This is a genomic window from bacterium (assembly GCA_024224155.1).
Classification (GTDB): Bacteria; Acidobacteriota; Thermoanaerobaculia; order Multivoradales; family JAHEKO01; genus CALZIK01.
In genome coordinates, this window is record JAAENP010000254.1 from 11682 (window position 1) to 34338 (window position 22657).

The following is a 22657-nucleotide window of genomic DNA, read 5'->3' on the forward strand; positions in this document are numbered from 1 at the left end:
CCTTCCATTCGGCAAGTCTGTACGTCGAGCCCTGTTGCAGAGGGAGGAAGTGCCTCACCATCCCCGAAACTCGGGTTCGGCGGGAGAGTTATCTTAGCGAGATGGCTCGGTAGAAGATAGTGGACGGGTGACTACCCGGAGGCTTCGATCTCGGTAACCAGGGCGTCGGCGAACCCACTCGTCGAAGCCTCACCCCCCAGGTCGCGAGTTCGAAGGCTGCGCTCGGACATCACGCAGTCGAGTGCCGTCCGCACCCTGAGCGCCTCGTCCGTCAGGCCCAGATGCTCGAGCATCAGAACGCCGGAACGAATCAGTGCCGTCGGATTGGCGAGGTTCCGACCCGCAATGTCGGGCGCGCTGCCGTGGACGGCCTCGAATACCGCGATGTTCTCGCCGTGATTGGCCCCTGGCACGACGCCCAAACCGCCAACCAGGCCCGCACACAGGTCCGAGAGGATGTCTCCGTAGAGGTTGGGCAAAACCAGGACATCGTACTTGAGCGGGTTGACCACCACCTGCATGGCCATGTTGTCGACGATCCGGTCTTCGGCCTCGATCTCCGGGTATTCCTCGGCAATCTCTCGAAAGCACCTCAAAAAGAGGCCGTCGGACTGCTTCATGATGTTGGCCTTGTGCACAGCGGTGATGCGCTTGCGACCGTGGGTGCGGGCGTGCTCGAACGCAAAGCGCGCGATTCGAGTCGACGCCTTGCGCGTGATGATCTTCAGACTCTCGACAACGCCCGATACGACCTCGTGCTCGAGACCGCTGTAGAGCCCTTCGGTGTTCTCGCGCACGACGACCAGATCGACATTGCCGAAATGTCCGGGCAGGGCCGGAAGCGTCTGAATCGGACGCAGGGCTGCGAACAGGTCCAGCCGCTTGCGAATCTGTACATTGACCGACTGGAATCCGTGGCCCACGGGTGTGGTAACCGGTCCCTTGAGGGCGACCCGGTTGCGCAGAACGGACGCGATCAACTCCTCGGGCAGCGGCTCGCCGTGCTTGTCCATGGCATTGAGACCGGCGACGTGGGGCTCCCATTCGAAATCAATGCCCGTAGCCTCGAGCACGCGTACTGCGGCGGACGTCACTTCGGGTCCGATGCCGTCGCCTTCGATCAATGTGATGGTCGTCGTCATTGCGCATCCCCCTTGGATCCGGCTCGCGGCCCGGCGCCGGCAGAAACCGGAGCCCGGCCCCAGTCCACCAGCCCTTCGCCGACGAACACATCGCGCAGCCGCTGGACTCTCGCTCCACGTTCGAAATCCAGACACAGGTCTTCATAGTCGAGTCCGGGCTCGCCACGATCCTCCAGGATCCAGACCAGCCGGGTACCGGCCCGGAGCAAGTCTCCAGGGCGAGCCAGGACATCCGAGGCGCCAAGCTCGACCTCCTCCCAGGCAAGGTCTTCCCACGCGATGTTCTGCTCGGCGAGCCACTTCCCGAGAACCGGTATCCGAGACAGGGAAAGCAATTCTTCGGTCCAAGACGCCAGCCGCCCTCGGTCGCCGGCTCCACGGCCGTCGCCCGCGAACTCGATCTGCGCCAGGCCGAACACCCGAGAGGGCGCCGCAAGCACTCCGGGCAAGCCCGCGACTACGGTTGGAAACTCGGCCCTCCTCGCCGGCAGCTCCTCCGCTCCCCAAGAAGCCAGACGAAGCTCGGGCACGAGATCGCTCTTGCCGCCGAAGAGCTCCATTCGCACCTGAAACCGCTGGGTCCCGAAGCGCTTTTCTCGGCGCAGTTGATCTTCGCCGGGCAAGACGTTCTCGACCGTCGGGCGCAGGTCCCCGACGACGGACCAAGCCTGCCCCCAATCGGGTCGGAAAATCTCCTTGAAACTCGGGGGCTCGAGCTCGTCGCCCGGCAAGACCTCGCGGTACGGGCTCGAGCCCTCGACGGTGAACCAGAGGATCCTCGCTTCGAGCCTTCCTTGCCAGGGCCTGATCAGATCGGTTGAAACGGATTCGCCCAGGAAATCGAGATTCTTCGCCTCCGTATAGTAAATCCGCCCACCCCGGAAGGTCTCGGCTTCGATCACCGCGTAGAGCCGGAAAGCGGTTCCGGCCGGTATCTCCACCGGCCCGACCCGCGCCAGACTCTCGCCCTCGGGCTCGATCGCTACCCAGAGCCCAACCGGGACCGGGCTGACTCTTTCACTCGCCTTGGTGAGAAGAAAGAACACCCCAACGAGCGCCAGAACAGCTGCGGCTATCCATCCGGGTCTTATCTCTCGCACCCGTTCTCTTACTGCTAGCTTTGGCGCAACTCTTCGAGCTTGGCTACCACGTCCCGATAGTTCGAGTTGGCGCCGTAGATCTCCGCGAAAGTGTCCTTCGCGGTGGCGCGGTCGCCCGTGCTGAGATAGAGATTACCGAGCTCGTAGAGGAGACCGAGCTTCTCTTCATCCGAGACGTTCGGCGCCTTGAGTCCGCGTTCGTACCACTTCACGGCGAGATCTTGAAAACCCTTCTCTAGAAACGAGGCTCCCAGAAGAGAACAGCAGTCCACCAGGTACTGCTCGGACTTGGCCGCCAGCTGAAACTCACCGATAGCTTCGTCGACGAGGCCCATCTCGCGATAGGCGATGCCGAGGTTGTAGTGGGTGTCGAAGTCCTCGGTCGAGAGGGTTTCCGCCACTCCCTGCTTGAAGCCTTCGACGATCTCCTCGATCGACTGCTCTTCGAGCTGGGGCATGAGTCGACCGTCTCCGGCGGTCTCCTCGGCCATGAGTTCTTCCTCGAGCTCCGCAGCCAGATCGAAGAACTGGTCCTCTTCACCAAAAAAGGCCTCTGAAGCAGCTCCCTCCGAGACCGGCGCTTCCTCATCGAGCCAGTTCAGCCTCGCCTCGGCTGCTGGCACGGCTTCCGGCTCGACCGGCACTGCCTCTGCGCGTTCTTCGAGCTCCTCTGGCGCGTGCACGCGCCCGTCTTCGAGCCTGTAGTCCCAATCTTCCAGCAGTTCGGTCAGACGAGACGAAAATGCCCCGCCGTCCACAAGACCTTGTGCAAGATCGACGACTTCGCGGGACCTGCCGGCCTGGTGGTGGAGATGCAAGAGCAGCTCGGCCGCTTCGGCGTGCTGCGGCACAAGCTGAAGGGCGTCATCGAGAAGCTCTACCGCCTTGTTCTCCAGACCATAGTTCGAGAGCACTTGCGCCTCTGTCACCAGCTCATCGGCACGGCTATCCGCCGTGGCTTCGGGCTCGATGAGCTCCGCCGCCTCGGAGGATGGCTCGACGACAACCTCCGGCCGCGCCTCGTCCTCGGCCGCGACTTCGGCTTCGAGCTCATCGAGGGTAATCTCGAACTCCCCTGTCTCCTCGTGTGGCGGAGCTACCGGGGGCGGTTCCTCGGCGGGCATCTCGGACTCGATCTCCACCAGGTCCGCCAGGTCCACGACCTCGATCTCCTCAGCTGCTTCGGCCGAGGCGTCCGCGACCGCGGCAATCTCCTCCTCGCCGGCGTCGAGGTCGGCGGCCGGCTCGCCCGCGCCGATACCTTCAGGCAAGACCGCGCTCTCGAGACCCAATTCAGAAACGTCGATGGCCTCTGCTCCCGGAGTCAGGTCGAGCTCGAGAACCGCAGACTCGTCTTCGCCCGTCGCCTCGTACCGGGCTTCCGTAATTCCGATTCTCGCCGGCTCGTCGACCCCGGCCAGCGGCTCCTGCGGCAGTTGGCTGCCCCGCCTATCCGCGACATCCAGAAGCGGCAGGTCGACCAGCTCGGCGACCCGCGCGGCATCGGGGTTCTTCTCGACCGCCTCGTTCAACAACCGCTGAGCCACTTCGTCGTGACCGAGGTCCCTCAACTGGACGATGATGTCCGTCAGAAAACCGAGATCGTCGACCTTGAGCTCGAAAGCGCCCAGGTACACCTTGAAGGCTTCCTCGACTTTGCCGTGCTCGAGCATGAAATGAGCGATCTTCTGATACTGCTCCATCGCCTGCGGTATCTGCTCGGAGGCGCAATAGAACTCGGCGAGCTTTAGTCTGTGACTCGGATTGTCCGGCTCGAGCTCGACCATCTTCTCGAAGACCGCCACGAGAGCTCGCTTGTCGTTGACCTGCTTGTAGTAATCCGCGACCACCTGGTACTGGGCCCGAGCCTCGTTGACCAGGCCCTGGCGGTGATACAGATCGGCAAGCGTTTCGTAGACCTCGATCAGGGTCGGGTCCAGGCGGATGATCTTCTTGTAAATCGCGATCGCCTTGACGAAGAAGCCCTCCTTGGTGAAGTGATCCGCAGCCGAGGTGAACATCTCCACCGCTTCGTCGACTCGATTGAGCCGGGCGTGGAGATCACCCAGACGGTTGAGCGTTCCCGTGTCTTCGGGACTCTCGGCGAGAGCCTTACGGTACTGCTTGACCGCGGCCTCGAGCCGTCCCCGCGAAACCAGCTTCTCGGCAGCCTGGAGCGCCGATCTCCGGCTACGAGCCATGGGCGCGCTCCGAATCGCCACCGTCGTCACGAATGGCGGATGGCAGAACCGAATGGAAAGTCAGCCGATGATGGCAGCTGGGGCCGTACTTACGCAGTGCTTCGAGATGCCGGGGCGCAGCGTACCCCTTATGGGTAGCGAAACCGTAATGCGGATATTTCGCGTCGAGCTCAGTCATGATCCGATCGCGCGAGACCTTGGCCAGAATTGAAGCCGCCGCAATAGCGTAGCTTATGTAGTCACCCCGCACCAATGGCAGGCAGCGCAGACCGGGCACCCGGAGAGGCACCGCATCGACCAGAGCCACCTCGGGGCGGGGCCTCAGGCTCGTCAGAGCCCGGCGCATGGCCTGCTTGGTGGCCTCGAGGATATTGATCCGATCGATGACTTCCGCCGCCACCGGCTCGACACTCCAGCTCAGCGCCGTCTCGCGAATCTGCGCGGCGAGCAGCTCGCGTTTGGCCGGATTGAGCAACTTGCTATCTGTGACGCCCGGAATCAGACTCTCCGGATGAGGGATTACCGCCGCCGCGACCACCGGCCCCGCCAAGCATCCGCGGCCGGCCTCGTCGACGCCTGCGATCCGTTGGTAGCCCGCGCAGCCGAGCTCCGACTCGAGACCCGCGACCATGCGGAGCCGAAACGACTCCACGCCCAAATGAACCAGACTCACCCGTCAAGCCCTCCGACAGGGAGGACTCTAGCAGCCTGCGATCGAAGTCCGGACGGTCGCGAGCTGGGCCCCCTCGACGCTCAGCCGCCGGACTTTTTGCGGATCCGTTCGTCCCGACGCTCTTCGATACGGGCCGCCTTACCGCGCAACTTGCGCAGGTAATAGAGCTTGGCTCGCCGAACCCGGCCTCGCCGGACAACCTCGATCTTCTCGATCGTAGGAGTGTGCAGGGGAAAGACCCTCTCTACGCCGATCCCGCCGGAGATCTTTCGAACCGTGAACGTCTCGCGAGTGCCACTGCCGCGGCGGGCGATCACGACACCCTGAAAGATCTGAATTCGCTCTTTGTCGCCCTCGGCGACCTTGACGTGGACCTTGACGGTGTCCCCGGCTCGAAACTCGGGGACGTCCGAGCGCAGGAATGGGCTCTCGACTTCACTCAGACTATGCATGATTGTCTCCAGTTCGCTAGCAGCGCTCACGAGGAGCGGCCGCAGAGCCTACCATGAATGCGTCGGCAGAGGTGGTCATGGGGCTTCCTCCTCTTCCTCGATCTCGGCGAGCAGCCGGCGATCGTCGGAATCGAGCTTCGCCCCGTCCAGGAGATCCCGCCTCCGCCGCAGGGTATTGCGTAGCGACTCCTTCCGGCGCCAGCGAGAGATTGCCGCGTGATCGCCGGAAAGCAGCACCTCGGGCACATCCAGGCCGGCCACGCGGCGAGGCCTCGTGAAGTGCGGGAAATCCAGTAAGCCCGCTCGAAAACTGTCGTTCTCGACCGACTGCGGGTCTCCGACGACACCCGGAATCTGCCTGGAGACGGCCTCGATGAGAGCCATCGCGGCGACCTCGCCACCGGAGAGCACGAAGTCGCCCAGGGAAACCTCCTCGTCCACGACGGTGGCCCGAACCCGGTCGTCGAGGCCCTCGTAGCGTCCACAGAGCAGCAGCAGGTCACCGATCTCGGCCAGACGCCGGACGCTCGCGTCATTGAGCGGCGTCCCCTGCGGGGAGAGCAGGACGCGGTGGCACGTTCGACCTGCCGCCAGATCGCCGACCGCGCGGAGCCAGGGCTCGGCCATCATCACCATGCCGCCGCCACCGCCATAGGGCTCATCATCAACGGCCCGATGGACGTCCTCTGTGTAATCCCTGAGGTCGACCACGTCGACCTGGAGCTCTCCACGGCCGATGGCGCGGCCCAGCAGGCTGGTCTTCAGAAAACCCGAAAAGAGCTCGGGGAAAATCGTTATGACCGAGATGCGCATGTTTCCAGAAGCCCTTCGGGCAGGTCGAGCTCGATCGGCCCGCCCTGCCGATCGATCGAGACCAGATAGTCGCGCACGAAGGGCACTAGAACAGTCCGGGCATCACCCCTTATCTCAAGGAGCAGTCCGCCGCCGTCCTCGAGAACCGCGACCACCTCGCCCAGATCGCCGGACCGGCGGTCGCGACAGGAGCGTCCGACAAGATCGAAGTAGTAGTACGAGCCTTCCGGCGCGTCGCGCACGGCTGCCGCTTCGACCATCAGATCCGCACCTCTCAGGGCGGCGACCTCTTCTCGGTCTTCCAAACCGGCAAAGAGAATCAAGAGGCCTCCCCGATGCGCCCGCGCGGAGACGATCGACAGCACTCGGCGATCGCCCGACCGGGCGATCGCAATCAGCTCGGAGCCCGGCCGAAAGCGCTCGGGGTCGTCGCTCAGAACCTCGATCAGAACCTCGCCCCGCACGCCGTGAGGGTTGCGCACGTGGCCGACCAGAACGAGGTCGGCTGGTTCGCCGGTGGCCATGGAGTTGGGGCTGTCTCGGCGCTTCGAGAACCCTCGAAGCAGCCCGGAGACGATGTCTAGTTGTCCAGGATCTTCAGATCCCACGGCCGCTCGCCATGGGCCGATCGAGCCGCGAGCACCCGGCGCAACGCCCGCGCCGTTCGACCTTGGCGCCCGATGACCTTGCCGAGGTCACCGTCGGCCACCCGACCCTCCAGACGTGGCCCATCGTCCGCGCTGACGTCGCTCACGGCCACCTCCCTGGGCTCGTCGACGAGCAGTGTCAGAACCTGGGCGAGATCGTCACGGATCTCCGACACGGTCAGGCCGCCGTTGCCTTCTGATGGCGCACCAGCTTGGCGACGGTCGGCGACATCTGTGCGCCCTTGTCGACCCACTGCTGGATCCTATCGACCTCCAGGGTGGCCGATTCCATGCCCCGGGTGGGGTCGTAGTGGCCGACTTCCTCAAGGGCGCTGCTGATCGGGGTTTTTCGTGAATCCGACACCACAACCCGGTAGAACGGTCGGTTGCGGTTGCCCATGCGTCTCAGTCTGATCTTGAGCATCTCTCGGTTACCTTCTTCTTTGTGGTCTCTGCGGGGATCGCCTCACACCGGCAGCTCCGGCCGGGGGGCTGGGGAGCAGCGTAGTCTAGCAGAAAAGCGAATCAGCCCCCACCCATGGCCTTCCGCAACCAGGAGCCCTTGACCCCCTTGAACATCTTCTGCATCATCCGGTACTGCTTGACCAGTTGGTTTATCTCCTGAACCGTGGTTCCCGAACCGCGCGCGATACGGCGCTTGCGGCTGGCGTTGAGGGCCGTCGGCTTCCTTCTCTCCGGCGGGGTCATAGAGTCGATGATGGCTTCGACCCGCTTCAGCTTGCTCTCGTCCACGGAGGACGGGTCGAAGCCCTTGAGCGGACCGCCGCGAGGTAGCGCCGCCATCAACTGCGACAGCGGTCCCATGCGGCGCATCTGGCGCAGCTGGTCGCGCAGGTCTTCGAGCGTGAACTCCCGCTTCGCCAACCGCTCGGCGAGGCGCCGGCTCTCGGCCGCATCCACGCCCTTCTCGGCCTTCTCGATCAGGCTCAGAACATCGCCCATGCCGAGGATCCGCGAAGCCATACGGTCGGGGTGGAACTCTTCGAGATCCTCGAGCTTCTCGCCCACTCCCACCATTCGAATCGGCAGGCCGGTCACGGCCCGCACCGAAAGCGCGGCCCCACCGCGGGTATCGCCGTCGAGCTTGGTCAAGATGATCCCGGTGATCGGCAAAGCCGTCGAGAACGCTTCTCCGCTGCGCACCGCATCCTGGCCGGTCATCGCGTCGGCAACAAACAGGACTTCCTGCGGAGAGGCCTGCGAAACTACCGCTTTGAGCTGTGCCATCAGCTCTTCGTCGATGTGCAGTCGGCCGGCGGTGTCGACGATCGCCACATCGCGCCCGAGCTCCCGAGCCTGTTTGAGGGACGAGGTCACGAAGCCCGCCACATCCTGCCTGCTGTCGTCGGGAGTCAGCACCGGTGTGTCCACGCTCCTGCCAACCTGCTGGAGCTGCTCGACCGCCGCGGCCCTCTGAAGATCCGCGGCGACCAGAACCGGGTTCTTTCCCTGGCTCCGGAGATGACGAGCCAGCTTGCCCGCCGTGGTCGTCTTCCCGGAGCCCTGGAGGCCGCAGAGGACGATCACCGCCGGCCGGCCTTTGACCTGAAGTGGCTCGCCTTTCTCTCCCAGCAGGGCGGTCATCTCCGAGTGGACGATCTTGACGACCTGCTGGGCGGGGGTGAGGCTTTCGATCACCCCCTGGCCCTCCGCCTCGGCTCCGATCTTGGCGACGAAGTCCTTGACAACCCTGTAGTTGACGTCGGCTTCGAGCAAAGCCATGCGAATTTCGCGCAGGGCGCCATCCAGCACCTCGCGGGATACGCGCCCCTCGCCCTTGAGCCGACGAAAAACGCCTTGAAGCCGATCTTGAAGACCATCGAACATCGCGGCCGCCGATCGTATCTCCACACTCGGTCTGGAGCAACGACCTTGGCAAGCGCGCGGCCCTCGTATACTCCGCGAACATGGACCCTCACGCGAAGATCGTGGTCACGGTCGGACCCGCTACGGCCGGGGCGCGCGTCCTGAAACGCGTCCTCAGGGCGGGCGCCGACGTCATCCGAGTCAATCTTTCCCACGGATCGACGCAGGAGCACCGCGCGACCTTCGAGCGCGTGCGTGCCGTCAGCGCCGAGATCGGCTCGCATGTGCCGGTGATCCTGGATCTCATGGGACCGCGCTACCGGCTCGGCCGCATGGAAGCCCCGCGCTCGCTTCGCCGCGGGCAAACCGTGGTCATCGGACCCACCGGCGGCGAGGTCGATCTGCCGATCGACGACCCGAAGCTCCTCGGGCATCTGAAGAGCGGTGACCGATTCCTTATCGGCGACGGCTTGGTCGAGCTTGGCGTCAACTCCGAGAGCGGCGGTGCGTTCACCGCCGAGGTGGTCAATGGCGGCACGGTCTCGAGCCGCAAGGGCATCAACCTGCCCGACAGCGATCTGCCATTCACGATCAGCACCAAGGACCGACAGGACCTCGAACTCGCCGTCGAGCTCGGTGCCGACTATGTCGCGGCAAGCTACGTCGGGACCGCCGAGGATCTCGAGGCGCTGCGTCGGATCATTCGCCTCGCCGGGGGCGACATCCCACTCATCGCCAAGCTCGAGAGCGCGCGCGCGATCAAGCACCTGCACGGAATCGTCTCGAGTGCCGACGCGGTCATGGTCGCGCGCGGGGACCTAGGCGTCGAAGTGCCTCTCCACAGAGTTCCCGTACTTCAGAAGCAGATCATCGAGTCATGCCGGATTCACGGCAAGCCGGTCATCGTTGCGACCCAGATGCTCGAGTCGATGGTCAAGCGACCCCGTCCTACGCGGGCGGAGTCGTCCGACGTCGCAAACGCGGTTTTTGATGGCGCCGACGCGCTCATGCTCTCGGGCGAAACGGCCGCGGGCCGCTATCCGGTGGAAGCGGTGAAGACCATGGCGAAGATCATGCACGAAGCCGAGGCGCACAGGCTGTTCTCGCGCCGCGAACGCGAAGTGCGTCCCCTCGCCCACGCCGGAGACCCCGGATCGAGCAGCGAGGGCAGGGGCAAGCGCGACGAGGCCTTCGTCCTCGCCGACGTGGTCGCCGCGGCCGCGGTGTTCTCGACCAAGAACCTCAAGGTGCGTCAAATAGTGGCCTTCAGCCAGGGCGGCTTCACCGCCCGCACGATCGCTCGCTACCGGCCCGACACCCCGATTTGCATGTTGACCACGGATGCGCGAGTGGCACGAAGCGTTCAACTGGTCTGGGGCGTGCGACCTCTGCTGGTCGACAAATCGGTCGAGCACCACGACCAGGTCGTGGAGCTGGTGGACCGCGAGCTACTCGAGGCCGACCTCGCCCGGCCCGGTGAGGTCATCGTGATCTTGATGGGCGTTCCGATTCACGATCGCCCGCTGACCAACCTGATGCGCCTGCACCACGTTCGCAGCCTCGAGTGACGAAACGCCCTCCCGATCTTCCGAGTTTTCTAGAGGATCTGTTCCCCTTCGACCGCGCCACGATCGAGCTCGAGAACGGGCCGAATCGTGGACTGCTTATGCACTACGTCGACCACGGCCCGCGAGATTCGTGCGCGGTCTGGCTGCAGCACGGCAACCCGACCTGGAGCTTCCTTTGGCGTAAGGTCATCGCCGAACTGCCTCATCTGCGCGTGATCGCACCCGATCTCTTGGGCTGCGGCCTTACCCAGAAGCTCCTCAAGCCTGGTGACCACACCCTTGCACGCCATCGCGAAGCACTTTCTGAGCTCTTCGATCGTCTGCGGATCGAGCGGGTCGTGCTCGTTGGGCAGGACTGGGGCGGTCCCCTGGTCGCTCTTCTTGGAGCTCATGCGCCCGAGCGAGTCGCCGGCCTGGTTCTGGGCAACACCTCGATACTGGTGCCGGCACGCCCGCGCGGCGCGGGCTTCCACCGCTTCGCGGCGACGCCGGTCCTGAGTGATCTCGTCTTCCGACTCGGGGCCTTTCCGCTGCAGATCCTCGACCGCACCCAGGGCGATCGGTCGTCGATCTCCGGCGAGATTGCGCGCGCCTACCGCTGGCCGTTCGGTAGCTGGCGCGACCGGGCGGCTCCGCTTGGTCTGGCTCGGATGGTCCCGACCTCTCCCGATCACCCCAGTCTGCCGCTGCTTCTCCGCGGCGAGGAATGGGCACTGTCATTCGACGGCCCGATCGAGCTGATCTGGGGCCTGCGCGATCCGATCCTGGGCCGCGCTCTCAAACGCCACGAGAAACGCTTCCCACAGGCCCGGGTCACCCGCACCGAAGCCGGGCACTTCCTTCAAGAGGAAGTGCCCGAGGAGTTCGTCCGCGCGATTCGGGAGATTGTGGAGTAGACACCCCGGGCCTCACGCTGTAAGACCGGTCCCTCCACCAAGATCCGCGCCGGCGAGGTCGAAACCGGCTTCTGTGCCTTATCTTAGCGGCTGGATTAGACACCTGGCGCCTGTGGCCTCGCTAGCTGCGACGAGGGTCTTCGGCGGTGCCGCACGACCGGGCGGAAAGACCGGCGGGGAAGCAAGGCGGCTTGGCAGGCGATTCGCCCAGGGGGCTCGCCGCAAGCGCTCGGAAGGCCCTCTCGAAGACCACCAGCGGTTTGCGCGTAGCGGCGCGCAGGCGAGAGCCCGACCCATTGCAGGCCTTCCAGCTCGAGCCGGCCCCTGGTGAATCGCCTGCCGACCGCCGTCGACGCGCAAATTCGGTCGACACGCATTCGGGAGGAGACACCTTGGAACGGTGTCCCCGAGCCGGCTCAGTCGCGCGCGGGCGATTCTTCCAGCCAGGTGAGAAACGCCGGCAGCACGCTGATTGCCACAATGCACGTCGACAGCGCACCCAGGATCGCCACCATCCCCATCGAGCTCAATCCGGGAAAGTGCGACTGCGACAGTGACCCGAAACCGATGATGGTCGACAACGCCGCGAGAGTGATCGCCTTGCCGGTCTCGACCAGACCCTGTTGCCGACGCTCCGCGCTCTTGCCCGCGAACTCGCGATGCCGGTGCACCATGTGGACGCCGTAGTCGACACCGATTCCGATAATCATTGTGCTGACGAAAATATTCATGAAATTCATGGGTAGGCCCAACCACCCCATGGCGCCGAGCATCCACACGATCCCGATCAGCAGCGGACCCAGGGACAACGCCGTCGCGCGCGCCCTGCGGTAGTCCAGAAACAACAGAAACGCGACTACGACGAAGCCCAGGATCGCCGCGAACACCGCGTCTTTGAGCACTCGCTCGCGCATGTAGCGGCTGATCACATTGGCGCCGGTCAGGACCGCGCCGTCTCCGAGGTCGCCGGCCAGGGCCAGCGCTTCCGGAGGCGCCTCCCTACGCCAAGTCATCGGAGGTGGATACAGGTAGACCACGCTCTTCCAGCCGGTTTCGAGCTGCCTCAGGTACCGTCGCATCAGCTTCTGTCCCTGGCTATCGCGCTCGAGCTCGGCAGCCGTCAACGGCTGGTCGCGGGCAATAGCGCTCCGAATCAGATCCAACCCCTTCGCGAAGGGTGTCGCACGCACGCCCTGTTTCTCGAGGGCGTCTCGGAACACGCGCTCGATACGATCCGAGTCGAGTCGATCGCCTCGCTCGGCTCGAAGCCAATCCAGCGCCGCTTCCTGGGAAACGGTGGGCGGCAGTAGCGAAGCCACCGAGTCCGCGTCCTGGAGAATGCCCTCTCGCACCAGACCCCGGGCCCCGGTCTCAGCTCGCTCAGCCAGCTCCAGAACTTCTTCGAGCTCATCGGCCGATACGATCAGCATCATCTGATCGAACCCGACTCCGAAGCGCTCGGCCACCTCGTCGCGCACTTCGACTCCCGGGTTGCCCGTCGGACGCATCGCCTTGACGCTGTCCTCGAAGCGCAGGTCCTTGAGGCCCCAGGCGGCCAGAGCGGTGAGCGCAAAGCCGGCCGCCAGCACGGCCTTCGGATTGCGAATCGCGAACCCGATCACCCGCGCGCTGCCGAAACCGTGCAGGAACAGCCGTGGTAACGAACGGCTCCTCTGGTGCCGATCGTCGGCCCATGCCAGCATCGCCGGCAGCAAGAACAACACCGACAGCATACAGACCAGAATGCCGGTGCCGGTCAGGATTCCCATCTGAAAGAGACCGGTGAAATCGGTGACCGCGAACGCGTACAAGGTCGCCGCGCTGGTCACTCCGCCGACAACGACGGCGCGCCCCGAAGAGCCGCTCATCAGAGCCAGCGCCTCGTCCAGATCGTGACCGCGCTGGCGCTCTTCGACAAACCTGCCGTACGAAACGATGACGAAGTCGATCCCCAGGCCGATGAGGAGCGCGGCGACGCCGCTGGTCGCGGCACTGACCGTGCCGAACGCCCAAGCCGCGAAGGCGAAGGTCAGGACAAGTCCACACGCCAAGGGGACGAAGGCGTACAGAAGGAGACCGAACCGTCGAAAGGCGAAAAGGAACAGAATCAAAACCCCGAGCATGGAGGTCGCCGCGTTCGAGATCATGTCCGAGCGAATCAGCCCGGCGTCCGCCACTCCGATCACGTGGCGCCCACCCAGGTCCACCTGAGGATCGGGCGGCGCCTCGTCGCCGAACTCCTGCCGCCACTCGGCGGTCGACGCGAGCACAGCCTCTTCGACCGCAACGATCAGCTCCTTCGAGAAATCGACATCCTGGGGCGGCCCGGTCGGCTTGGCCAGAACGAGCATCATTCCCCGATCGCGCGAAAGGAAGTATCCACTCTGCCAATCGAGCGACACGCCGGCGCGCGAGCTCTCGAGATGGTCGAGGAATATCGTCGCGACCCCCAGGGGATCGAGGAGTACCAGGTCTTTCTGGGCAAGAAGCTTGGGCGTCGTAATCAGACGCCGAAGCTCCCCGGCGCGTCGCTCGAGCGCGTCATCGGTGAGGGCGCGGGCCAGATCCTCCAGAGCGTCGGGCGGCAGAAACAGCAGCGCTCGTGGCAGAAAGGCCTCGAGCAGCTCTTCGAGACTGCCGATCTTGTACTCGACTTCGGTGAGTTGGTCGAGCTCCGCAAGGCGCTCACCCAGAATCCCCACAAAGGATTCATAGGGGTCCACCACCTCGCCCTCCGGCAGTCGCACGGCGACCAGCAGATAATCGACGCTACCGAACTCCTCGAGTCCGGCTCGAAAGTTCTGCACCACCGGCTCGTTCTTCGGCAACAAGCCCAGAACGTCGGTGTCGAAACGCAATCGGAGGGAAGAGACCAGGCCGGCGACGACGACCAAGGCGGCAATCGTGAATACCAGCCCGTAGCGACGGCGAGTCAGGCGGGCCAGGCTCCGCAGAGAGGGGTGCAGCACGGGGGGCTACTTGCCGCGGCCGGCGCCGAAGAGTCGGGGGCCGTAGCGGAAGAAATACTCGAAGCCGGAGTAAAGGCTGGCCAGCATGGCGAGCCAGAGCGAGACCGTTGCGAGCCGCTCGAAGCTCCCGAGCCGGTCATAGAAGATCAGTAGAGCGATAGCCACCATCTGCGTGACCGTCTTGACCTTCGCGGACGAGATCGCCCCCAGAACAATGTTCTCGCTGGCCGCGACGCTGCTCAGAGCGGAGACGGCGAACTCCCTCGCGATGATCGCCACCACCATCCAAGCAGGAGCCAGATTCAGCTCGACCAGAGCGATGAACGCGGCCGAGTTCAGGATTTTGTCGGCGGCCGGGTCGAGCAGCTTTCCCAGACGAGTGACCATCCCGCGCCTGCGAGCGATGAAGCCGTCCAGAAAATCCGTGAACGAGGCCACCAAGAAGACGCCCAACCCCACAAACTCCTTGCCCTCGAACTTGGTCAACAGCACCGCCACCAAGAGCGGCACCAGCAGGATGCGAATAAGCGACAGGATATTGGGAAGGTTCAAGATCATCGGGGACGAGCGAACTCGGTCTATCCGCTGGGAGGGCTCGTCGTCATGACCAGACGGCCCGAGGCGTCGCGAATGAGGTAGGTCTTGCGCCCCCGCCGGAGATACCTCGAGCCTGCCAGAGAGTACTGCGAATCACGTTTGTAGAGTCGCATCACCTTCTCGACGTAATCGCGAGTCTCCGGATAAGGCGGTACGCCATGGAAGCGCTTCACCGCGGCGGGACCCGCATTGTAGGCCGCGAGACCGAGCTCCAGTCCACCGTGGGAATCGATCAGCCGCTTCAGGTACTTGGTTCCCGCACCGATGTTCTGCTCCGGATCGTAGGGGTCCGACACGGCAAAGGCCGCTGCCGTCTCCGGCATCAGCTGCATCAGGCCCATGGCGCCTTTGTGGGATCTCGCGCGGGGATCAAAGGCGGACTCGACCTGGATCACCGCTTTGACGAGCCTGGGCTCGAGAGCTGCATGGTTGGCATGGCGATTGACCATGATCTCCAGCGCTTCACTCGGCCGGCCGGGTGTGGCGGTGGTCGTCGCGGTCCGACTCGGTGGACTCGGCGTTCGACGCGAGCGGACGTTGTAGACGTAGGTACTGCCGTCCGGGCGCTGGACCACCCTCACCTCGGCCCACAAGCCGTGGCCGAACAGAGTAGCCAGCAAGAACGCCGGCGCCGCCAACCGTCCGATCACGCCCCGGCTCCCACCGAGAGCAACTGCTCCCGAACGAGCTCTGGCACGGACTCGAGCGCCTTGGGGAGCTCGTCGGGGTCCTTGCCCCCCGCCTGCGCGAACTCGGCCCTACCGCCGCCGCGGCCGCCGACCTTGGCTGCGATCGCCCCGGCCAGCTTGCCGGCGTGAACTCTCTCCACGAGGTCTTGCGAAACCGCGGCTACCAGGTGAACCTTGCCGGCCTCCCGAGTCCCCAGGACAACAACTCCCGAGCCGATGCGCGCCTTGAGAACGTCGGCCATGCTGCGGATCTCGTTGATCGGCGCTGCCGGCACTTCGCGGGCCAGAACCTTGACACCTTCGATCTCGATCTCACGATCGCCGGTTGCGGCACCGGAAATCATCTTCATGCGCAGCTTGGAGACTTCGCGCTCGAGCTCTCGCTGCCGGCCGGCCAGAGCCGCGACCTCCTCCGGAAGACGTGCCTCGGCGACCGAGAGTGTCCCGGCCGCCTCCTGCAGCAGGCGAGCGCGCTCTACGGCCAGTTGGCGCGCGCCGTCGCCGGTGCGGGCTTCGATGCGCCGGACCCCGGACGCTACGCCGCGCTCGGAAGTGATCACGAAGAGGCCGATCTCGCCGGTATTCGACACGTGGCAGCCACCGCAGAGCTCGAGACTGTCTACGCTCTCGTTGGCGCCCAGATCCAGCGTGGGCACCGCGACCGTGCGCACCCGCTCGCCGTACTTCTCGCCGAAGAGAGCCATCGCCCCGGCGGCAACGGCTTCCTCGAACTCGCGCTCGGCCGTAGTCTCGGTACCTTGGGCCTCGAGAACCCAGTCATTGACGATCTGTTCGATCGTAGCGAGCTCCTCCGGCTCGAGCGGGCGCCCGAACGTGAAATCGAACCTCAATCGGTCCGGAGCCACCAGCGAGCCGGCCTGACGGACGCCTTCACCTAGAACGTGGCGAAGCGCTGCGTGCAGGAGATGTGTCGCGGTGTGATTGCGCTGCGTCGGCTTGCGCCAGACCGCGTCGACCTCGGCTTCGACCCGATCGCCCGTGGACAACTCGCCGCTGATGACCTTGACGAGATGAAAGCTGACGCCCTTCTCCCTCTGGACGTCGACAACCTCGGCGGTACCGCCGGGCCAGAGCAACCGGCCGCGATCGCCGATCTGCCCGCCGGCTTCCGCGTAGAAGGGCGTCTTCGGGAAGACGACGATTCCTTCCTGTCCGGCGGTGAGACTCTCGGTCAACTCCGCCTCCTCACCCTCGGTCCGAGTGAGCGCGAGAACCGGCACCTGATCCAGTTTGAGACGTTCGTATCCGCAAAAAGCGGTCTCGCCTTTGACGGTTTCGAGCAGCAGGCGTTCGGCGTCTCCCAACAGCTTGTGGGCGTCGTCGGCTGCGGCGCGCGAGCGTTCGCGCTGTTCGTTCAAGGCGGTGTTGAAGCCGGTCTCGTCCAGGCCGATCTGCTCCTCCTCGGCGATCTCGCGGATGGTCTCGAGCGGCAAGCCGAACGTGTCATACAGGCGAAACACGCTCCCGCCGTCCAAATGGTCACTGCCCGCGGCGCGTGCCTTCTCGATCGCATCCTGCACCCGCCGGGATCCGGTGGCCAGGGTCTCGAGGAACTTCCTCTCTTCCGTCGCCAGAGTCACCACCGAACCCGCCTGCGCTTTGCCGAGCTCCGGATACGCCTCGCCCATCACCTCCGAGACCACGGGTAGCAGCTTGCCGAGGAAAGGATCCTCGAAACCCAGACTCATGCCGTGACGCACGGCCCTGCGCAGGATGCGGCGAAGCACGTAGCCCCGACCCTCGTTGCTGGGAATGACTCCGTCGGCGAGAAGGAAACCGACCGCCCTCAGATGGTCGGCGATGACTCGCATCGCCACGTCACCGTTCGGCGTGTTCCCGTAGGAAACACCGGCGAGCTCGGACGTCGCGCAGAGAATCGGGCTGAAGAGGTCCGAATCATAGTTGGACTCGACCCCTTGAAGAACCGCGGCCACTCTCTCCAGGCCGGCCCCGGTGTCGATCGAGGGATTGGGAAGCGGTTTCAGCTCGCCGTCGGCCTGACGCTCGAACTGCATGAACACGAGATTCCAGATCTCGAGATAACGGCCGCTCTCGCTGCCTTCCTTCCAGGCCACCGGCGGCTGCGCAGGAGCCATGTCAACGAAGATCTCACTACACGGACCGCACGGGCCGGTGTCTCCCATAGCCCAGAAATTGTCCTTTGCTCCGCAACGCAGGACTCGCTCGGCCTGGAGCCCCGAGACTTTTTTCCAAAGCTCGGCGGCTTCGTCGTCTTCCTCGAAAACCGTTGCATAGAGCCGGGACGGCTCGATGCCCCAGCCTTCGGTTACCAGCTCCCAGCCATACCGAATCGCGTCCGCCTTGAAGTAGTCGCCGAAGGAGAAGTTGCCCAGCATTTCAAAGAACGTGTGGTGTCGGTGGCTCGGGCCGACGTTCTCCAGATCGTTGTGCTTGCCGGAAACGCGCATGCACTTCTGCACACTGACGGCTCGAGGAGCGGGCGGCCGCTCCGCGCCGAGAAAGAAGTTCTTGAACGGAACCATGCCGGCATTCGTGAACAGGAGCGTCCGGTCGTCATGCGGAACCAGCGGCGCACTGGCGACAATGCGATGCCCGTGTCGCTCGAAGTAATCGAGGAACGAATCTCGGATGTCGCGGCTGTTCACGAAGCCTCCCCATCGACCAGAGCCTCGGTCCGCTCGAGTGCCGAGAGAATCGCACCCCCTGAGAATCCTTTGCCCTTGAGATGGCGCGCCAGACGGTCGCGATCCCAGGAATTGCGATTCAACCAGAGAGACGCGGCCTGTCGCAACTGCTCTTGCTCGCCGTCGGCGTAGTGCTCGGCGACGACCCGGCGGGCGGTACCCGAGTCCGAACCGCGCCGCGTCAGCGTGGCAAAGAGCTTGGCCGGTCCTTCATGGCGCCGCTCCACTCGCAGCCGAGCGAGCTCACGCGCACACTCCAGGTCGTTCAGAAAACCGCGCTCGGTAGCCCGATCCAGTGCGGCTTCGACCTCTTCCGCGCTGAAATCGCGCATCAGGAGCTTCTGCTCCAGCTCGCGACGAAAGTGGGACCTGCGACTCAACAAGTCCAGGGCCTTGTCGAAACAACCCCCCGACGGAGCGGGCCGGCCGTTTCTACTGATCGCCAAAGCGCTCGACCTCGAAGGGCGAGTCCTGGGCTGTCGGATCCGAGTCATCCGCCAGCTCGAGCGTCGACTCCATCTGTTCGCGCGACACATCGGCAGTGAACTGGACACCCTGAATCTTGAGCCTGAACTCGTCCGGATTCGATGCGCGACGCAGGGCTTCATCGAGCGTGATCAAACCGCCCTTGTAGAGCTGATAGAGCGATTGGTCGAAGGTCTGCATTCCGTATTGGCTGGTTCCCAGGGCGATCTGCTCACGAATGTACTTGGTCTTTTCCTTGTTCTCGATGGCCTCGCGGATATAGCCGGTCGCCACCATGACCTCGGCGGCGGGCACCCGACCGGTGCCGTCGGCGCGCGGAACCAGCCGCAGAGAGATCACCGCTCTCATGACCTGAGCCAGCTGAATTCGGATCTGCTTCTGCTGGTGAGGTGGAAAGACCGAAATGACGCGATTGACGGTCTCGGTCGCGTCCAGGGTGTGCAGAGTCGAAAACACGAGATGCCCGGTCTCGGCGGCAAGCAATGCCGTCTCGATGGTCTCGTGGTCGCGCATCTCACCGACCAGAATCACGTCGGGGTCCTGACGCAGGGCCGACCGCAGGGCGTGCGCGAAGCCCTGAGTGTCGACGTCGACCTCGCGCTGATTCACGATCGACTTCTTGTCGCGGTGGAGGAACTCGATTGGATCCTCGATCGTCATGATGTGCTCGGTGCGATGCGAATTGATGTGATCGATCATCGAAGCCAGCGTGGTCGATTTTCCCGAGCCCGTGGTGCCGGTGCAGAGCACCAGGCCTCGGCGCTCCATACAGAGCTTCTCCAGGACCTTGGGAAGCATCAGCTCGCGAATCGACAGAACTCCGGCGGGAATCACACGCAGAACCAGCCCGGCCGAGCCACGCTGCTGGAAGACGTTGCAGCGAAAGCGGCCGAGGCCCGGGACCGAGTAGGCGATATCGAGCTCCAGATCCTCCTTGAAGCGCTGCTTTTGACGCGAGTTCATCATCGAGAACGCCATCGCCACGGTGTCTTCCTGCATCAGTCGCTTGACGTCGATCAGCGGCTGAAGCACACCATCGACTCGGATCACCGGATGGCTGCCGACCTTGAGGTGAAGATCCGACGCCCTTCGCTCGACGGCGAGTTTGAGAAGATCGTTGATGTTCATAGCTTGGTTCTCGGGCCCCGGCAAGCCTATCGGCCGTCTTCGAGGGGTGTCAATGCGAACTCACACAGGTCGAAACCGCCACCACCGCGGCGGTTTCCACTCTCAAGACACGCGGACCCAGCCCGCTCGGACGATGCCGATCTCGGCGAACCCCTCCAATTCTCGGCTCGACCAACCGCCCTCTGGCCCAACCAGCAACGAAATCGAGCCGCAGCCGCCGGTCGGCCTCAGCGGCCCTCCCGAGGGATCGAGCACGAACGAAGCGGCCGAGGCGTCGGTCAAGCTCGCCACCTCCTCACTCTCGTGCATCCCCGTGATTTCGGGTGCGCGGGCTCGCTCACACTGCTCGGCCGCAGATCTCGCGATCCTCTGGAAGCGCTCGAACGCTCCCTCACCGTACGATCTAGGCCCGCGCTCCGAGCGCAAGAAGCGAACCGCACGGACACCAAGTTCGGTGGCCTTCTCGACCAACCATTCGGCACGCGGCTTCTTCGGCGCCACGACCAGTAACTGAACGTCGACCTCCGCTTCGTTCCCCGGAACCTCGTGGCCCAGTCGAACCTCGGCGAGCGCTTTGCTCACCGACTCGATCACTCCCAGCCGGGCACGGCCGGCGCCGTCAGCCAGGCGTAGCGAATCCCCCACCGCCAACCGGACGACGCGAAACAAATGGTGATGAACCGCACCTTCGAGCTCGACGCGCTCCCCGGCCCACTCCTCCGGAGTAATGAAAACGGTGGTCATGCCGGGCTCTCGCTTGCTCCCAATCGCATCAGAAACGCACGCCAGGCGTCGAGATCACGCGCTTTGACCCGATGCAAGCCAAGTCTCCGGAGCGTCGCCTCGTAGTCGCTGGCCTGATCGCGCAAGAAGCCTGAAATCACCGCTCGGCCTCCCGGTTTCAACCGGTTGACGATGGCGGGCAAGTCATCGGCAATTCGCTCCGGAATCACGTTAACCAGCGCCAGATCGAAGCGCCGGGTGTCGCGAATCGCATCCAGACGTCCGGCCAGGAGCGGAAACCTGACCCGATTGAGTGTCTGGTTGTGCGCCGCCAGAAGTGCCGCCACCGGGTCGACCTCGACCGCAACCACCGCGGCGGCGCCGAGCGCCATGGCCGCAAACGACAGAATCCCCGAGCCGCTGCCGACATCCAACACGACGCAGCCTGCCAGCTGCTCATTTTCGAGAATCTCGATAGCCAGACGCGTGCTCTCGTGAGAGCCGGTGCCGAAGGCTCGGCGAGCTGGGAGGTGCAGAGCGATGCGGCCCTCCGGAGCCGGTGCGCCGTTGGTCCGGCCGGCTTCGTCTCCCGAATCCACCCAGAAGCGTCTCCCGACCGCGAACGGCTCGATGCTCCGCCGATAATCCTCGAGCCAATCTCGCTCTTCGAGCGCCGCGACGGCCACGACCTCGATCGATTCTCCCCCGAGCTCAATAATATCTTGGCTCCAGCCCTCCTCGACGATCCGACCGCGCTCGAAGTAGGCAGTGACGAGCGTCTTGACCCCGGATTCGCTGGTCTCGAGTCCGAGAGTGCCTCTTGCCCAGAGCTCTGCCGTAACAGCCGCCTCCTGGGCCCCGTCCAGGCGCAGGTTGAGAACATCGTAGCCGCCCACGGCGGTTGACAACTCGCGGTCCCTCCTAGCCAAAGAGGTCCTTGACGCGATCGAAAACGCGCCGACCTTCTTTGATCTCACTACCGCCAAGCTCGGCCAGTTCGCGCAGAAGCTCGACCTCTTCATCGGAGAGATTCTTGGGGTGTGGGACGGCCAACCTCACCACGGCGATATGGTCTCCTTTGCCGAAGCCGTTGAGCTGTTCTATGCCCTTGCCCTTGATCCGGAAACGCGTTCCGTCCTTGGTTCCCGGTGGCACCTCGAGCGATTCCGCACCATGAAGAGTTTCGACCTCCAGCTCGGCTCCCAGGACTGCCTGTGGGTAGGCCAGCTCGACCTCGCTCAAGATGTGAGAGCCGTCCCGATGAAGGCGCTCGTGCGGCTCGACGACAATATCCACATAGAGATCCCCGGTCCGACCTCCTTTGCGGCCGTGTTCGCCCTCTCCGCTGAGTCGAAGGCGAGTCCCGGTGTCGACTCCGGCCGGGATCTTGAGCTGAATCTTTCGACGCTTCTCGACGCGCCCTTCTCCGCCGCAGCCCGTGCACGGATTCGTCACCACGCGGCCTTCGCCACCACACTGCGGGCAGGTCCGGGCAACCGTGAAGAAACCCTGCGTGAATCGAACCTGGCCCTGGCCGGCACAACCCTGACAGGTCTCGGCCTCGGTTCCGGCCGCGCTGCCACTACCGGAGCATGACTCACACCTCTCGAGCCGGGGGATCTCGAGGGTTTCTTCGGCTCCAAAAGCCGCCTTCTCGAGCTCTATATGAAGCTCGTAGCGGAGATCCGCTCCCGGTTGTCCGGCGCCGGAGCGGCGGGCCCGCCCGAACATGTCGCCGAAGCCAAAACCGAAAAAATCTCCGAGGATGTCGGAGAAATCCCCGAACACGGTGGGATCGAAACCGCTGAAGCCGCCGCCCGCCACGCCGCGGTGCCCGAACCGGTCATAGCGCGCGCGTTTCTCGGTGTCCGAAAGAACGGCGTAGGCTTCGGCGGCCTCCTTGAAGCTTTCCTCCGCCATCTTGTCTCCCGGATTGCGGTCGGGGTGGTACCGAACCGCGAGCTTCCGGTAGGCCGACTTCACCTCTTGCTGGGTGGCCTCCCGGTCCACGCCGAGGATCTCGTAGTAGTCGCGCGGTGACGCCATGGGCGACTCGGGA

At 64.4% G+C, this 22657-nt stretch carries 21 protein-coding genes; 2 read left to right on the forward strand and 19 right to left on the reverse strand.

What is annotated here, in order from left to right; all coding sequences use genetic code 11:
• Positions 1-131: 131 nt before the first annotated feature.
• From GY769_13280 to ffh, 10 genes are all read right to left on the reverse strand, one after another.
• Positions 132-1142 (reverse strand): isocitrate/isopropylmalate dehydrogenase family protein, encoded by a 1011-nt coding sequence (locus GY769_13280; GenBank protein ID MCP4202888.1) that lies wholly within the window; start codon positions 1140-1142, stop codon positions 132-134.
• Entirely contained in the window at positions 1139-2242 is a 1104-nt protein-coding gene (locus GY769_13285) for a hypothetical protein (protein MCP4202889.1), read from the reverse strand. The genes GY769_13280 and GY769_13285 overlap by 4 nt, the downstream gene beginning before the upstream one ends.
• Positions 2243-2256: 14 nt before the next feature.
• Positions 2257-4443, reverse strand: coding sequence for a tetratricopeptide repeat protein (locus GY769_13290; GenBank protein ID MCP4202890.1), 2187 nt, complete (start codon positions 4441-4443; stop codon positions 2257-2259).
• Positions 4433-5116 (reverse strand): ribonuclease HII, encoded by a 684-nt coding sequence (locus GY769_13295; GenBank protein MCP4202891.1) that lies wholly within the window; start codon positions 5114-5116, stop codon positions 4433-4435. Before GY769_13295 ends, GY769_13290 begins: the two co-directional genes overlap by 11 nt.
• A gap of 80 nt (positions 5117-5196) precedes the next feature.
• On the reverse strand, positions 5197-5568 hold the full coding sequence (rplS, locus tag GY769_13300; protein MCP4202892.1) for a 50S ribosomal protein L19: 372 nt from the start codon (positions 5566-5568) through the stop codon (positions 5197-5199).
• A 75-nt stretch (positions 5569-5643) separates the two neighbouring features.
• Entirely contained in the window at positions 5644-6381 is a 738-nt protein-coding gene (gene trmD / locus GY769_13305; protein ID MCP4202893.1) for a tRNA (guanosine(37)-N1)-methyltransferase TrmD, read from the reverse strand.
• Positions 6363-6989, reverse strand: a complete 627-nt coding sequence (gene rimM / locus GY769_13310) for a 16S rRNA processing protein RimM (protein ID MCP4202894.1) — start codon at positions 6987-6989, stop codon at positions 6363-6365. Before rimM ends, trmD begins: the two co-directional genes overlap by 19 nt.
• A complete protein-coding gene (locus tag GY769_13315; GenBank protein MCP4202895.1) occupies positions 6962-7204 on the reverse strand; it encodes a KH domain-containing protein in 243 nt (80 codons plus the stop codon). The genes rimM and GY769_13315 overlap by 28 nt, the downstream gene beginning before the upstream one ends.
• 2 nt (positions 7205-7206) lie before the next feature.
• Positions 7207-7452 (reverse strand): 30S ribosomal protein S16, encoded by a 246-nt coding sequence (gene rpsP, locus GY769_13320; protein ID MCP4202896.1) that lies wholly within the window; start codon positions 7450-7452, stop codon positions 7207-7209.
• A 101-nt stretch (positions 7453-7553) separates the two neighbouring features.
• Entirely contained in the window at positions 7554-8876 is a 1323-nt protein-coding gene (gene ffh / locus GY769_13325) for a signal recognition particle protein (GenBank protein MCP4202897.1), read from the reverse strand.
• An 80-nt stretch (positions 8877-8956) separates the two neighbouring features.
• Here ffh and pyk point away from each other — a divergent pair, with 80 nt between their 5' ends.
• Entirely contained in the window at positions 8957-10423 is a 1467-nt protein-coding gene (pyk, locus tag GY769_13330) for a pyruvate kinase (protein MCP4202898.1), read from the forward strand.
• Positions 10420-11319, forward strand: a complete 900-nt coding sequence (locus GY769_13335) for an alpha/beta fold hydrolase (GenBank protein MCP4202899.1) — start codon at positions 10420-10422, stop codon at positions 11317-11319. Before pyk ends, GY769_13335 begins: the two co-directional genes overlap by 4 nt.
• Positions 11320-11735: 416 nt before the next feature.
• Here the strand turns inward: GY769_13335 and GY769_13340 are convergent, their stop codons facing one another.
• From GY769_13340 to dnaJ, 9 genes are all read right to left on the reverse strand, one after another.
• Positions 11736-14288 (reverse strand): MMPL family transporter, encoded by a 2553-nt coding sequence (locus tag GY769_13340; protein ID MCP4202900.1) that lies wholly within the window; start codon positions 14286-14288, stop codon positions 11736-11738.
• 6 nt (positions 14289-14294) lie between these two features.
• Positions 14295-14840: a CDP-diacylglycerol--glycerol-3-phosphate 3-phosphatidyltransferase gene (gene pgsA / locus GY769_13345; GenBank protein MCP4202901.1), complete on the reverse strand. Its 546-nt coding sequence runs from the start codon at positions 14838-14840 to the stop codon at positions 14295-14297.
• 26 nt (positions 14841-14866) lie between these two features.
• The gene (locus GY769_13350) at positions 14867-15334 is read right to left on the reverse strand and encodes a lytic transglycosylase domain-containing protein (GenBank protein MCP4202902.1); all 468 of its coding nucleotides are present in this window, start codon (positions 15332-15334) and stop codon (positions 14867-14869) included.
• A gap of 197 nt (positions 15335-15531) precedes the next feature.
• Positions 15532-18222 (reverse strand): alanine--tRNA ligase, encoded by a 2691-nt coding sequence (alaS, locus tag GY769_13355; protein MCP4202903.1) that lies wholly within the window; start codon positions 18220-18222, stop codon positions 15532-15534.
• Positions 18219-18641 (reverse strand): regulatory protein RecX, encoded by a 423-nt coding sequence (locus tag GY769_13360; protein ID MCP4202904.1) that lies wholly within the window; start codon positions 18639-18641, stop codon positions 18219-18221. Before GY769_13360 ends, alaS begins: the two co-directional genes overlap by 4 nt.
• A 52-nt stretch (positions 18642-18693) precedes the next feature.
• Positions 18694-19875, reverse strand: coding sequence for a type IV pilus twitching motility protein PilT (locus GY769_13365; protein ID MCP4202905.1), 1182 nt, complete (start codon positions 19873-19875; stop codon positions 18694-18696).
• Positions 19876-19977: 102 nt separating this feature from the next.
• A complete protein-coding gene (locus GY769_13370; protein ID MCP4202906.1) occupies positions 19978-20619 on the reverse strand; it encodes a 16S rRNA (uracil(1498)-N(3))-methyltransferase in 642 nt (213 codons plus the stop codon).
• Entirely contained in the window at positions 20616-21506 is an 891-nt protein-coding gene (locus GY769_13375) for a methyltransferase (protein MCP4202907.1), read from the reverse strand. Before GY769_13375 ends, GY769_13370 begins: the two co-directional genes overlap by 4 nt.
• Before the next feature lie 13 nt (positions 21507-21519).
• Positions 21520-22644: a molecular chaperone DnaJ gene (dnaJ, locus tag GY769_13380; GenBank protein ID MCP4202908.1), complete on the reverse strand. Its 1125-nt coding sequence runs from the start codon at positions 22642-22644 to the stop codon at positions 21520-21522.
• Between the last annotated feature and the right edge of the window lie 13 nt (positions 22645-22657).